This window comes from Poseidonocella sedimentorum, assembly GCF_900116005.1.
GTDB classification, from domain to species: domain Bacteria; phylum Pseudomonadota; class Alphaproteobacteria; order Rhodobacterales; family Rhodobacteraceae; genus Poseidonocella; species Poseidonocella sedimentorum.
Genome location: NZ_FOYI01000002.1, coordinates 171960 through 186072 on the forward strand (window position 1 = coordinate 171960; position 14113 = coordinate 186072).

General features: G+C 63.9%; 13 protein-coding genes. 2 read left to right on the forward strand and 11 right to left on the reverse strand.

The features are described 5' to 3' along the window. Positions 1-2 precede the first annotated feature (2 nt). Both BM353_RS17075 and BM353_RS17080 read left to right on the forward strand, forming a co-directional pair. Entirely contained in the window at positions 3-2294 is a 2292-nt protein-coding gene (locus BM353_RS17075) for an AAA domain-containing protein (RefSeq protein ID WP_245759554.1), read from the forward strand. Between the two features lie 78 nt (positions 2295-2372). Continuing rightward, the gene (locus BM353_RS17080; protein WP_245759555.1) at positions 2373-2882 is read left to right on the forward strand and encodes a BRCT domain-containing protein; all 510 of its coding nucleotides are present in this window, start codon (positions 2373-2375) and stop codon (positions 2880-2882) included. A gap of 152 nt (positions 2883-3034) precedes the next feature. Here BM353_RS17080 and BM353_RS03805 read toward each other — a convergent pair whose 3' ends face one another. The 11 genes from BM353_RS03805 to recF all read right to left on the reverse strand — a co-directional run bounded on the left by BM353_RS03805 (position 3035) and on the right by recF (position 14067). After that, positions 3035-3226 (reverse strand): hypothetical protein, encoded by a 192-nt coding sequence (locus BM353_RS03805; RefSeq protein WP_092076800.1) that lies wholly within the window; start codon positions 3224-3226, stop codon positions 3035-3037. A 399-nt stretch (positions 3227-3625) separates the two neighbouring features. Further along, positions 3626-5458, reverse strand: a complete 1833-nt coding sequence (locus BM353_RS03810) for a DUF262 domain-containing protein (RefSeq protein ID WP_092076802.1) — start codon at positions 5456-5458, stop codon at positions 3626-3628. A gap of 307 nt (positions 5459-5765) precedes the next feature. Further along, a complete protein-coding gene (locus BM353_RS16555) occupies positions 5766-6413 on the reverse strand; it encodes a hypothetical protein (protein WP_143104092.1) in 648 nt (215 codons plus the stop codon). Between the two features lie 5 nt (positions 6414-6418). Next, positions 6419-6718, reverse strand: a complete 300-nt coding sequence (locus BM353_RS03815; protein ID WP_092076804.1) for an ATP-dependent nuclease — start codon at positions 6716-6718, stop codon at positions 6419-6421. 360 nt (positions 6719-7078) lie between these two features. Next, on the reverse strand, positions 7079-7237 hold the full coding sequence (locus BM353_RS17220; protein WP_092076806.1) for an abortive infection family protein: 159 nt from the start codon (positions 7235-7237) through the stop codon (positions 7079-7081). A gap of 224 nt (positions 7238-7461) precedes the next feature. Continuing rightward, complete coding sequence (gene gyrB / locus BM353_RS03825) at positions 7462-9879, reverse strand: DNA topoisomerase (ATP-hydrolyzing) subunit B (RefSeq protein ID WP_092076808.1); 2418 nt, start codon at positions 9877-9879, stop codon at positions 7462-7464. Between the two features lie 86 nt (positions 9880-9965). Beyond that, positions 9966-11069, reverse strand: coding sequence for a molybdenum ABC transporter ATP-binding protein (modC, locus tag BM353_RS03830; RefSeq protein WP_092076810.1), 1104 nt, complete (start codon positions 11067-11069; stop codon positions 9966-9968). Further along, complete coding sequence (modB, locus tag BM353_RS03835; protein ID WP_092076812.1) at positions 11066-11764, reverse strand: molybdate ABC transporter permease subunit; 699 nt, start codon at positions 11762-11764, stop codon at positions 11066-11068. Before modB ends, modC begins: the two co-directional genes overlap by 4 nt. Then, positions 11761-12534: a molybdate ABC transporter substrate-binding protein gene (gene modA / locus BM353_RS03840; RefSeq protein ID WP_092076814.1), complete on the reverse strand. Its 774-nt coding sequence runs from the start codon at positions 12532-12534 to the stop codon at positions 11761-11763. Before modA ends, modB begins: the two co-directional genes overlap by 4 nt. A 68-nt stretch (positions 12535-12602) precedes the next feature. Next, positions 12603-12971: a winged helix-turn-helix domain-containing protein gene (locus BM353_RS03845; protein WP_092076816.1), complete on the reverse strand. Its 369-nt coding sequence runs from the start codon at positions 12969-12971 to the stop codon at positions 12603-12605. Next, positions 12964-14067 (reverse strand): DNA replication/repair protein RecF, encoded by a 1104-nt coding sequence (gene recF / locus BM353_RS03850; protein ID WP_092076818.1) that lies wholly within the window; start codon positions 14065-14067, stop codon positions 12964-12966. The genes BM353_RS03845 and recF overlap by 8 nt, the downstream gene beginning before the upstream one ends. Positions 14068-14113 lie beyond the last annotated feature (46 nt).

Below are 14113 nucleotides of genomic sequence, written 5' to 3' on the forward strand. Positions count from 1 at the left end.
GGGTGCAGAGCGAGGAGGGACAATCTCAGCGCGCGAACCTGCCGGCGATCGTCGAGGCGATTTACGCGCGCAGCCTGACCGATCACGTGCAGGCGCGCTTCGGCCGCACGCTCGACAGCTACGACGGCGCCGATCTCGACCGCCTGCGCCGCGACATCGCGCGAACCGATCGCGAGCTGACCGATCTATCGCGCCTCGCGATCCGCGAGGAGCTCATAGAGAACAGCCATCCGCCCGCCGGCAATGGCATCGGCAAGGTCGGCACCTATACCGATATGAGCCTCATCCGGCACGAGCTGAACAAGCAGCGCAACCGGGTCGGAGTGCGGGATCTCACTGCCCGCGCCGGTGCCGCGCTGATCGATCTGAAACCCTGCTGGATGATGTCGCCGCTTGCCGTGGCGCAATACCTGCATGGGCAGTTCGCCTTCGATCTCGTCGTCATCGACGAGGCCTCGCAGATAACGCCGGAAAACGCGCTGGGCGCGATCATGCGCGCCCGCCAGGTCGTCATCGTCGGCGACACCAAACAGCTGCCGCCCACCAACTTCTTCTCCAAGGTGCTCGATGATGCCGACGAGGACGAGGATGTCCGCACCGACAGCGAGAGCATCCTCGACATGGCGAACACGACGTTCACGCCTGTGCGCCAGCTGCGCTGGCACTACCGCTCGCCCCAACCCAACCTCATCGCGATCTCGAACAAGATGGTCTATGATGGGCAGCTCACGCTCTTCCCAGCCGCCCGCGACGGGGACCCGGAGCTTGGCGTGGAGCTCGTGAAGGTCGAGGGCGAGTATCGCAAGGGCCGCAACATCCCCGAAGCCCGCGCTATCGTCGCCGGCGCCATCCAGCATATGCGCGACCACCCCGAACGCTCTCTGGGCCTCGCGACCATGAACAAGGACCAGACTGAGCTTATCGTCACCGAGTTCGAGCGCGAGCGCGCCCGCAACCGGCATGTTGAGGCCTATATCGAACGCTGGGCGGAGAAGGATAACGGGCTCGAGGAGATCTTCGTCAAGAACCTCGAGACGATTCAGGGCGACGAGCGCGACGTGATCATGATCTCGACACTCTACGGACCCGATCCGGAGACGGGTAAGACCTACCAGCGCTTCGGTCCCGTGAATTCAGTGCACGGCCACCGCCGGCTCAACGTGCTCTTCTCCCGGGCCAAGGAGAAGATCGTTACCTACTCTTCGATGGTGCCCACCGACATCCTGGCAGATGGCAAGGCCTATGGCGTTCAGATGCTGCGCGCCTGGCTCGAGTTCTCGCGCACCGGTCAGCTCGGCGACATCCAAGTCGAGCGCTGCGAGACCGACAGCCCTTTCGAGGATTTCGTGATCGCCCAGATCGAGGCCGCGGGCTACGAGGCCGTTCCGCAGGTCGGTGCCTCGGGCTTCAAGATCGACATCGGCGTGCGCCACCCAGACTGGCCTTACGGCTTCATCCTCGCCGTGGAATGCGACGGCGCGCCCTATCACAGCTCGCGCTCGAGCCGCGACCGCGACCGTCTGCGCCAGCAGGTGCTCGAGGGGCTTGGCTGGCACTTCCACCGGATCTGGTCGACCGACTGGTTCCGCGATCCCCGCGGCCAGATCGAAAAGCTGCGCGCTGCGCTCGTCGCCGCGCTGACGCGCGCGAAGACCGAGGAGGCCGAGCGCCAACAGTCCCGCGCCCAGGCGGTCGAGCGGGCCCGGAAGGCCGCCGAGGTGGCCGCGGCGCGCGCCGCGGAGGCGGCGGAGGCGGCGGAGGCGGCGGAGGCGGCGGAGGCGGCGGAGGCGGCGAAAGCCGAGCGGGCCGAACAGGCTTTGACAAGGAAAGCCGCCAAGGCGGACGCGAAGGCGAAGTCCGACAATACCCGCCAGGGGCGGCTCTTCGAGGAACCTTCGGCGGTGCCCTCCGCCGCCGCGGATGTTGCGGATGTCCTGACGGGACCCAGGCCCTCCCTGTCAGAACAGGCACTGGCGCGGATCGAGCAGTGGTGCGGGGACCAAGCTTACGACCACTTCAACCGCACCGCCACGACGCGCAAGCGCGGCTTCTACTGGCTCGGCTTCCTCGAGGGAGTCGCGGCCTCCGACGCCATCGAGGAGGGGGAATCCGAGGCTCTCGTCGCGGAGGCGCAGGAAATCGACGCCTTCTTCGGCGATGCGGGCGAGAGCCGCGTCACCGACATGCTGGCCGAGGCGCTCGAGGATGCGGTTGGGGATCTGATGGCCGCCATCTCGATCCAGTGCACGGCCCTGCGCGAAAGTCTCGACGACCCCGAGCACGCCGCCGAATAGGACGTCGTCAATACCTTCCTCGGCTTCTGCGCCGGGATCATCTGCGACGGCCGGATCACCTCGCGCGAGGCGCGCAAGATGCATGCCCGCTTCCACTTGGACCCCACTCTCGCCGAGGCACCCATCTTCGCGCACCTGCGATGGACTGTGGACAAGGCTCTTGCCGACGCGATGCTCGACGAGCATGAGGCCGAGGAGATCCGCGAGTGGATCGCCGATCTGGTAACCGACGGCCACGCCGACACGGGCGTTGCTAATATCGGTGGCGTGCTGGCACCCACCTACCCGATCACCAACGCGAGCGCCGTTGATATCGAGGGCAAGGTCTTCGTTCTGACGGGCAAGATGAGCCTGGGGCCGCGATCGCTCATTGGTGACGAGATCGCCCGGCGCGGCGGCACGCTCAAGGGCACCGTGACCGACGAGACCGATTACGTGGTCGTCTCCAGCACCGCGTCGCGGCACTGGAAAACCACGCATTACGGCACCAAGATCGAGGCAGCCTTCCAGAAGATCGAGGCCGGGCACGCGATGCGCTTTGTTGCCGAGCATGCGCTCGCGGGCGCACTCATAAGGCTTGATGCATAGACCTATTGTCTGAACGGGATTGTCGTGAGCAATCCGTCTTACGGCCAGGCGCGTGCTTACGGCGTAGCGGTCGTGGCGATCTTGGCATGCGCGCGCGTTACCGTCGCCTTCCCGCCGACACGGAACGTCGCTCGGAAAAAACCTATAAGCCTTTAGTCCTGCCCCTGCACCCACTTGTCGAGTCGGGACCAGACGCCTCCGGTTAGCGTGCGGAGCGCAGCCTCGGTATCGGCCAGCACCGGGCCCCGGCGGCTTTCACCGAGACGTCGCAAAGCGATCCGCACGGCTGTCGCGCCGATCGCGCGCAATATCGCCTCTTGCGCGCCGCCGGTCAGGTCTTCCATGATCGCGACCCGCTCCTGATCGGCCTCTGCGCCGCCGTCGGCCTTCAGGGCGGAGGCAAGCTCCCGCTCGCGGCGGCGGCTTCTCAGTCCGCGGAAGCGCTTGCATCTAGAGCGCGTTTCAGGTCGTCAACGATTTCGGCACGTCGGGCCGGATCGAGGATCGCCTCTTCCTCGTCGAGCTACACCGTATCGAGATCCCGTCCGGCCTCGCAGGTGGCCCCTACCGCAGTCAACAGCCCATAGCCGTCGTTTACGATAGCGATCTGATGCGGTGGCGCAGCCCCGTCAACTTGGACAATCCCCTTCCGATAGCTTCGCTGTGGAAACCCTGCTGTGGAAAGATGCCGACAAACCGTCCTCACTGCCCTGTAACAGTCTAATTTGGATGGCCATCCAACATCACGTTACACCTTCAATCAGCAGCCGATCTGGCGACCAAATCAGGGCGGCGAGCTCGGAATAGAGTTTGGATCGATTCTCCATCTCGGTCGGCCCGAACTTCTCCAGCGGTTTGAACTGAAGCCCATGCTTTTGCAGTGCCTGATGGAAGCCGGGATTCTTCTCATAAAACGCCTTGTGTAGCGATTGGGCCAGCGCGTTGGCCTTGAGGTAGTGCGGCTGCTTTTCCACATAGGCCAAGTCGCTCAAGCTTGCGTTGATTTTCTTGGGCAGCAGCAAGAGTCCTCCGATCTGATTTCGGGTGTGGTCAAAGTCGCGCTGCTGATCGAACACATCTGCGAACCGATCGTAATGGTTGGCCCAGATATGTTCCACTTCATAGGCGTTTTTACCAGACCGCACGATGTAATCTTCGTATTTCCCTGGCACCCCTGATTGCTGTTCCAGCCAATCGGTAAACCGAGCGAGTTGACGGTGGATTGCTTTGGACGTGAACTGATTAAGATGGACAGGTCGGGAAAAATCGACCTCTTCCATGTCTTTCTTCAACTGATCATGCAGGATGGTTCGCACCTCGACTAATGATTTACCCCGGATGCTGCGGATCACCAGGAACACCGCATAGGACATGGTGGAATAGCTGTTAGATTTATAGTTCCAGAACCGCAGATTCAGCCAGCTATCAAGGAAGTCAGCCACTACCCCCATCTTTGCGGTTGCAGTGTCGTTGTCATCCTCGGGCGTGACTGATGCCAGCGTGATGTGATGCTGAAGCGTGAACCCGGCATCGGCGTTGTAGCGAACGCTTTCCAAGCCCTTGGTGCGGGTCTTGGCGGCGTTGAGAAGCCGAAGGTAGAGACCGGCATAGAACTGGAAATCCCGCATCACGAACTGGTGGAAGTCGTTGCCTTCACGAAGCCCCAGTGCCGAGGCATGGTTGCGGACCCAGCGATGGAATTCGGTGCCGATCAGGTCGAAGTCTTCCGGTTTGGCGTCCTTCTTCCGTTCCCTGATCTTCTGGGCGTATTGAGAGCGAAGCCAGGCTTTGAAGAAATCGGAGTCGGTTTCCTTGCCGTGTTCGGCGAACTTGCCGAGGTATTTCTTGATCCTCCTGTCTGCTTCGAGCCGCTTTTCCGCGTTGTCAATGTTGGCCAGAAGATAGCCCTTGAGCATGTCCGTCGGGGTCAATGACAGGCCCCGGTCGTTCATGGTTTCAAAGATCGTGTATGCGTCTTCGTCCGCATAGGCGATGATCTCGATGAGCTTTACCTTGCGCATCAACCAATAGATGAACAGGGGCAGTGCGTCGCCCTGAAGGTCGTCAGGAAAGAGTTCGCCAAGGTCCTGATACCGGGCAACCAGATTTCGAACCGATTCTGATACGCCATCAGTGTTGAAGGGTGTTTCGTTGAACAACGCCTCCATGCAGTCGTTGCGTTCCGGCACGTCCATCTTGAACTTCTTCTCGCCGAAATCGTCGGCATAGATCATTGTTTGGATCGAAACCTGCTGATCGCGGCCCTTCTGAAGGTTGTTGAGGAAGATGAGCAGTATCGACAGGGAAGTCATACGTTGCTGCCCATCGACGATGTGGCGAACGTCGTCGTTCTGGCTGACAACGATAGAGCCCAGGAAGTAGTGGCCGTATAGGGCCACCTCCTTGGAGGCATCTCCAGGCTGGTAGCTATCCAGAAAACGCCCGGTCAGGTCATCCACAAGCTCTTGAAGCTGTTTCCTGCCCCATTTGTATTCTCGCTGGTAGAAATCAATTCCGTAGCTTCCACCAGACAGAAGTTCCTGAATGGAGCGGTCATAGCCTTTGATTTCTCGCACTTTGATAACCTTCCACCAATATCATCTTGCTGCGTTCTTACGCAAAATCGGTTCTGAGCGAAATGACCTTTGCCGGTCTGACGCTGAGAGCGCCCACTGCTTCTACACGCAACCCACCGGGCCGTTCTTCATCTGAGATGAGCAGATCGATCACAGATCAAGTTTCCAGCTTCGAACGTCACCTATTCGAAGTGTTGTGGAAAGGGTGTGGACCCGCAGTGAAGACATGCAATCCGCCCATTCTGAGAATCCGTCGGGAACGGCACTTTGAGGACATCCGCGTAGACTGGGCATGCTGCATCGCGGCTTACCAGAAGGGGGCTTGCGTGATCAGCTGGCCGCAAGCTGCAAAATTTCTGCGCGAGAAACCACTTGGCTCAAGATGGCTGTAGACTTGGTTCGCGCCCGGCAGATATTCATGGGTCCTGACCCTAAGCTCAAGCTCCAGACGTTCGAGAAGCTGGCGAAGCCTTGCATCGCGGTCGCCTTGCCTGCCGACGGATATTTGACCTTCCAGGCTATCACCTGCAAAAGATAGTGGCCTCAGGTAGGTTTCGTTCAGGGTTTGCCGCGCTTGGCGAATGCCCTCATGCTCACCGATCAATGCATTCGAATAATCTCCGATCCCGAGAAGGCTGAGATCAGCTACATTCGGTGCGGGGTTGGTTTCTGGGTCATAGTCTGCACCCACGTCGATGACCTGCTTGGTGCTATTGAGAATCTCTGACAGCCTTGAACCGCGTCCTGACGACAGGGCACGCTCGGCATCACGAAGGGGCCGCAAGTATGTGGAGCGCAGCAGCTCACGCGCCTCTACATCAAGTGCCGGGCCATCACCGTTTTTTCCCGACCGGACCTCCGAAAAGACCATCCTGCGGCCGCTTCGGGCACCGCTTTTGTCCTTGGCAGTCCAATGGATGTATAAGGCCACATCCGGCTCGCTGCCCTCATCCACATAGGTCAGGAACTCGGCGAACGCGCTTGCTCTTTCAGACTTAGACCATCGAGCCGACAGCAAATGCGGATATCCCTTCGTCTTTCGACATTCCCGGCTGGCCAGTGAAAATCTCTATCCTGAACCCGGTAGTATTCCTGATCGCGCGTTCCGAAGATGAATCGCAGTGCATCGATGACAGCCGTCTTCCCCGCGTCATTTTCTCCCAACAAAGCTGTCAGGCCGGGCGAGAGTGAAAGCACAAACTTTTTCTCCCCCTCGCCAAAACAGCGAAAATTTTCAATCTCAATCTTACGAATATACATGCTTGCCCCGCGCTTCTTGCCTCAGGCCTAAAATCTACGTGAAAGATGATGAGGGGCGCAGAGTGTTATGGCAACGCCTTGGGCGCAGTTACTCACGAAAACCGCGTTTCCCACCAAAACCAGGCCTTTTGCATCTACCCCGGGCGGCAGGTATGGACCGTGGTTAGGTTACCCGCCAGCCGTGTAGCTCGCACTTGGTTCTGAAGCTTGATCCTGGCGGAACGTCCGCTGTCATGATCTGGCAAAGCTCGGTTCGCACGCGCAGAGAAGGTCCGGAAACCGCCCTTTCGGCAAAATGATCGATATGTGTGCCGTAGTTTCACTATGAGACCGGACAGACATTGATGTGACTATTCTGGTCTACTGCTGGGTCAGGTGAAGATCCAAGACGAAATCGACGAATGTGCTGGCGGCCCCAATCGCAATACGGGCATGGCGTGGTTGAAGTCCCTTGAAGTCGCGTCCGCGGCCGTGGCCCTTGCCATATGCGTTCCGCAATGGAGCGAGAGAATGCGCGATATTATCTCATAGGCTTCGGCTCAAAGTGTTGGAAAGAAGCAGGTTGGCAGTTCCCAACCCACGCTCCATCATTTCCCGTCTTTGTTGTCGTCCACGGCGAAGCCTCGAAGAGCGGCCAGCGCCGAACCAGGTGGTATGCGTTTTGGCGTTTCCTGCGCAAACCTTTGGGCAAATCGCGCAAACTTATGGGGATCGCGCACGATTATGCGCGATCCTACAAACACTCAGAAGTCGAGGTTCTCGACGTTGAGGGCGTTTTTCTGGATGAATTCGCGGCGGGGTTCGACCACGTCGCCCATCAGCTTGGTGAAGAGATCGTCCGCCTCGGCCACGTCGTCGATCTTGACTTGCAGGAGCGAGCGCGCCTCCGGGTCCAGCGTGGTTTCCCAGAGCTGACCGGGGTTCATCTCGCCCAGGCCCTTGTAGCGTTGGAGCGTGAGGCCCTTTTCGCCTTCCTCCAGAATCGCCTTGAGAAGGTCGAGCGGCCCGTGGATGAGCTGATGCCGCTCCTTGCGGTGAAGCGTGGCCGGCGTGTTGTAGATCTCTTGCAGCGACTTGGTGAAGCTGCCGGTACGGCGGGCCTCGCCGGAGCGGAGCATCGGGCCGTCGAGCGTGCGCACTTCTTCGACACCGCGCAGGATGCGGGCGAGGCGGATGCCGTGATCCTGTGTGATCCGGCCGGACCAGCCGCGTTCGTATTCCAGTGCGATGAGGTCCAGACGGACGGCGACCCTGTCGGCCACGCCCTGGAGGTCCGCGTCCACCGCGCCGGGCACGAAGGCCCCCGCGATGGCGGCCTGTTCGAGGATGTGGCGCGGATAATGCGTCGGGAAGGCGTCCAGAACGCGTTTGAGTTGACGCGCCTCATCGACCACGCGGGTCAGGTCCTGCGCGGAGATGTCCTCGCCCGTCCCGAGCCGCAGATAGGCGCCTTCGACCCCTTGGTTGATCAGGTAATCGTCGAGCGCGGCCTGATCCTTGAGATAGACCTCGGACTTGCCCCGCGCCACTTTGTAGAGCGGCGGCTGGGCGATGTAGAGGTAGCCCCCTTCGATGAGTTCGGGCATCTGGCGATAGAAGAACGTCAGCAGCAGGGTGCGGATATGCGCGCCGTCCACGTCGGCGTCGGTCATGATGACGATCTTGTGGTAGCGCAGCTTGGAGATGTCGAATTCATCCCGGCCGATGCCGGTGCCGAGCGCCATGACGAGATTGCCGATCTCCTGGCTCGAGAGCATCCGGTCGAACCGCGCGCGCTCCACATTGAGGATCTTGCCCCGGAGCGGCAACACGGCCTGTGTGCCCCGGTCGCGCCCGGTCTGGGCCGAGCCGCCGGCGCTGTCGCCCTCGACGAGGAAAACCTCGGTCTTGGACGGGTCCTTCTCGGAGCAGTCCTTGAGCTTGCCGGCGAGGAAGTTGACGTCCATCGCCGTCTTGCGCCGGGTGAGCTCGCGGGCCTTGCGCGCCGCTTCGCGGGCCATGGCCGCCTCGACGATCTTGCCGACGATCATCCGCGCCTCGTTCGGGTTCTCCTCGAACCATTCGCTGAGCTTCTCGCCCACCAGCCCCTCGACCGCGGGCCGCACCTCCGAGGAGACGAGCTTGTCCTTGGTCTGGGACGAGAATTTCGGATCGGGCACCTTGACCGAAAGCACGCAGGTCAGCCCCTCGCGCGCGTCATCCCCGGTGAAGTTCACCTTCTCGCGCTTGGCGATCCCGCTCTCGGTCGCGTATTTCTGCAACGTCCGGGTCAGGGCCCCGCGAAAGCCCGCGATATGCGTCCCGCCATCCCGCTGGGGGATGTTGTTGGTAAAGGGCAGCACGGTTTCGTGATAGCTGTCGTTCCACCACATCGCGACCTCGACGCCGATATCATCGCGCTCACCGACCACGTAGATCGGCTCGGGGATCATCGCGGTCTTGTGGCGATCGACGTATTTGACGAACTCGCGCACGCCGCCGTCATAATAGAGCTCGGAATAGAGCGCTTCGGCGGGGCGCTCGTCCTGCAGGATGATGCGCACGCCGGAGTTGAGGAACGCGAGCTCGCGCAAGCGCTTTTCCAGCGTGTCGAAGCTGAAGTCGAGGTTGGAGAAGGTCCCGGTCGAGGCGAGGAAGCGCACTTCCGTCCCGGTCTCGCCCACCGCGTCGCCCACGACCTTGAGATGTTCGACCGTCTCGCCGTGTTCGAACCGCGCCACGTGTTCCTTGCCGTTGCGCCAGACGCGCAGCTCAAGCCACACAGACAGCGCATTCACCACCGAGACGCCCACCCCGTGCAGGCCGCCTGAGACCTTGTAGGAATTGCTGTCGAACTTTCCGCCCGCGTGGAGCTGGGTCATGATGACCTCGGCCGCCGAGACGCCCTCTTCCTCGTGGATATCGACCGGAATCCCGCGCCCGTTGTCGCGCACGGAAACGCTGTTGTCGGCGTGGATCTTCACGTGGACATAGTCCGCGTGACCGGCCAGCGCCTCGTCGATGCCGTTGTCGACGACCTCATAGACCATGTGGTGCAGGCCCGAGCCGTCATCCGTGTCCCCGATATACATGCCAGGCCGCTTGCGCACGGCCTCCAAGCCTCTGAGAACCTTGATGGAATCTGCGCCGTAATCTTCCGGCGAGCGAGCGGGTTCCGCCATTCGGTTTTTCCTTCCAGAATTTGTGAAACTTATACGAAACCTTGGGGGTAATGTCACGGGCAACCCACAAGATTTGCCATTGCGGCTCAGGGATCCGCCGTCGCGTTTTCACCGATGGCGAACGGGGCCACCGAGAGGGTTTTGACAATGGCGTAGCAGCGCCGACCGGGTGCGATGCCAAGGGCCTCGGCGGAGCGGCGGGTGATGCGCGCGAGCAGGCGCTCGCCGCCGGCGTCAAGCTGCACCATGACCCCGGGGCCATCGCCCTGCCGGACGGCCAGAACCTCGACCGACAACACGTTGAGCGCCGAGATCTCCGACGGGTGCGCGGCGGCGAGCAAAACGTCCTGCGCCGCGATGCGAACGCGCAAGGTCGCCCCCGGAGCGGCCGCGACCCGGGGCAGGAAGATCGCGCCTGCGGGGCTTGTCAGTTCGGTCAGCCCGTCCTCGTGATGCCGCGCGACGCGCCCGGTGAGAAAGGCCCCGGCCCGGCGCACCCCGAGCATCGGCGCAAGCTCGGGATCCGACAGAACATCGGCAACCGGCCCGGCCCGCGCGACGCGCCCCTCGTGTAGCAGCACGAGGGTCGTGGCCAGCCGCGTGACCTCCGCGGTGGAGTGGCTCACGTAGAGCAGCGGCATCTGCGCCTCGTCGCGCAGCCGCTCCAAATAGGGCAGGATTTCGGCCTTGCGCGCCTCATCGAGCGAGGCGAGTGGCTCATCCATCAGCAGCAGTCGCGGCCCGGACAACAGCGCCCGCCCGATGGCGACCCGCTGTTTTTCGCCGCCTGAAAGCGCCCCGGGCCGCCGGGTGAGAAGCGCGCCGAGGCCAAGCATCTCGACGATGCGCGCGCTTTGCGCCGTGCCGAGCGGGGCGGGCGAGAAACGCTGGCCGTAGGTCAGGTTCTGCCGGACGGACAAGTGCGGGAACAGGCGGGCGTCCTGAAACACGTAGCCGATGCGCCGCCGCGCGGCGGGGACCCAGCGGCCCGATGCGCTGTCGCAGAGGACCTCACCGCACACCGACACCCGCGCGCGGTCGGGGCGCAAGAGCCCCGCCACCACGTTGACGATCGTCGTCTTGCCGCTGCCGGACCGGCCGAAAAGCACCGTGACGCCTTCGGGCGCGGTAAAGCCCGCGTCGAGCGCGAAGCCGTCAAAGCGATGCTGGACCGACAGATCGAGGCTCATGATCCACGGACCCGCGCCGAGACCCGCCGGGCGAGCAGTTCCGATACGAGCAGCGCGCCCATGGCCACCACGATGGACACGATCACGAGCCGCAGCGCCGCGCCCTCCGCCCCCGGCACCTGCAGGAAGGCGTAGATCGCCGAGGGGACGGTCCGGGTCTGGCCGGGGATGTTCGACACGAAGGTGATCGTCGCGCCAAACTCGCCCATGGCCTTGGCGAAGGCGAGGATCGCGCCGGTGAGGATCCCGGGCAGCGCGAGCGGGAGCGTGATTGTCGCGAAGACCCAGAGCCGCGGCGCGCCGAGGGTCTCGGCGGCGGCCTCGAGCCGCGGATCGACCGCTTCGATGGAGAGCCGGATCGCGCGGACCATGAGCGGAAAGCCCATGATCGCCGCCGCAAGCGCCGCCCCGGTCCAGCGGAAGGCGATGCTGATGCCGAAAGCCGCCTCCAGCGCCCGACCGAGCGGGCCCTGCGCGCCGAAGAGCATCAGCAGCAGGTAGCCGGTCACGACAGGCGGCAGGATGAGCGGCAGGTGGACCAGCCCGTTCAGCCAGAGCTTGCCCGGAAAGCGCCAGCGGGCGAGCGCGTAGGCGACAAAGATCCCGGGCGGCAGGCTCAGCACCGTGGCCCAGAGCGCAACCCGCAGCGACAGCGCGACCGCCTGCCATTCCTCTGGCCCGAGCCAGCCGGTCATGGCGCGGGGGGCGCGGCGGGCCCGGGGGGCAGAAACCCCCAGCGATCAAAGACGGCGCGCGCGCCCGGGCCGCTCAGGTGGTCGAGAAACGCCGCCGCCCCGTCCGCGCGTGCGCGGGCCGTGAGGGCTGCAGGATAGCGGATCGGCGGATGGAGGGCGGCGGGGATGCCGTGGATGGCGCGCACGCGCGGCTCGGCCCGTGCATCGCTGGCGTAGACAATCCCGAACCCCACGGCGCCCGAGGCCACAAGCGCCAGAGCCGCCCGCGCGTTGTCGGTCTGGACCACCGCCGGGGCCACTTCGTCCCAGATGCCGAGCGAGGTCAGAGCCGCCTTGGCATAGATCCCCGCGGGCACCGCATCGACCAGCGCAACCGCCAGCCGCTCGGCGCCGAGCCATGCCTCCGGCTGGCCCAGATCGGGGATGTCGGGCGCCTCCCGCGCGATGAGCACCAGCGTGTTGGAGACGACGTCGCGCCGGGTTTCGGCCCGGATCGCGCCCTTTGCCTCCAGATGATCCATCCAGGCGCTGTTGGCCGCCAGATAGATATCCGCAGGCGCACCTTGCGCGATTTGCCGGGCAAGCACGGATGAGCCGGCATAGGTGCGCAGGATGCGCGCGCCCTCCTCCGCCTCGTAGCGCTCGGCAATCTCGTCCAGTGCGGTCTTGAGGCTCGCCGCGGCGAAAACCGTGACTGTCTCCGCGCGAAGCGGCAGCGCGAGCAGAGCGCTGAGCGCCGCCCAGCCCCAGAAGGTATGCGATCCGATCACGGCCCCGCCTTGCGATGATCCTGTCAACAGCCGCGAGAGTGCCGACGCGGCGGCCCCAATTGCAAGCGTTATTTTCCGTCGGACATATCGCTTGCGAGCATCGCCTCCAGAGCGCTGATCTCAGCGGCACCGGCCGCGCGCACCCGCGCCTCCAGTGCGCGGTACTGCGCCAAGACCTGCCGCCCCATCTCCGTCACCTCCGCGCCGCCGCCCTGCGCCCCGCCGCGCGAGCTGACCACCAGCGGTTCGGCGAAGATGGAGTTGAGTGTCTCGACCAGCATCCAGGCGCGCTTGTAGCTCATGCCCATGCCCCGCCCGGCGGCGGAGATGGAGCCGGTTTCGGTTATCTTCTCCAGCAGGTCGGCCTTGCCCGGCCCAAGCATCGCGCCCTCCCCGAAATGCAGACGCAGGCGCAGGCGCGTCTTCGGCTCAGCCATCGCCCAAATCCTCCACCTGCGATACGCCGCCCTCTTCTGCCACGCGGAGGCGCTGCGCCTCCGGGCCGAGCTGGGCGAAGAAATGCGGCTCGGTCCCGGTCATCCAGGCCTGCGTTCCAAGCGCGAGGATCTCGGAATAGAGCGCGGCGCGGCGGTCCTCATCGAGATGCGCGGCGACCTCGTCAAGCAACAGGATCGGCAACTGCGCCGCATCCTCGGCCAGCGCGCGGGCATTGGCGAGCACCAGCGAAATGAGAAGGGCCTTCTGCTCGCCGGTCGAACACTCCGCCGCCGGCGCGCCCTTCGCCGCATAGGCCGCGCTCAGATCGGCGCGGTGCGGGCCGATCAGCGTCCGGCCCGCGGCCATGTCGCGGGCGCGGCTCGCGGCAAGGGCGGCGCGGTACTCCGCCTCGCTTTCCGGCAAGCCCGTCTCGCCGGGCTCCAGCGTCAGGGCCGCGATGGGAAAGGCCGTGGCCGCCCCCTCCTGCGCCGCGGCGAGCCGGGCGAGCGCCGCGGCCCGCGCCTGATGCACCGCAAGCCCGGCGCGCGCGAGTTGATCCTCCAGCGCGGCATACCAGCGATCATCCAAGACCCCGTCGCGCAGCAGCCGATTGCGCTCGCGCATCGCCTTGTCATAGCTCAGCGACTGCTCGCCATGTTCTGGGAAAAACGAGAGCGTCATACGGTCCACGAACCGCCGCCGCCCCTCGGCGCCCTCGATCCAGAGCCGGTCCATGCTGGGCACCAGCCAAAGCACGCGGACAAGCTGGCCGAGCCGGGTCTGGGGCGCGGGCTTGTCGTCAATCCGCAACTGCCGCGCACCGCCGCCCTCCGCCACCATGCTCACCTCGTGCGAAGTGCCGGGCCCCGAGAGCATGGCCGAGATCTTCCAGCCCAGCGATTCCGGCCGTCGGGCCATCTCGGCGGCCGAGGCGCGCCGCAAACCGCGGCCGGGGGACAGCAGCGAGATTGCTTCGAGAATGTTGGTCTTGCCCGAGCCATTGGGCCCGTAGATCGCCACGGGGCGCGCATCCGCCGCGAGCCGCGTCAGGCGATGCGACCGGAAATGCGACAGGGTGAGGGACCGGATCTGCATCCTTGGCTCCAGGCCCGGCGATCAGGCCGCCGGACGGGCCCGGCGA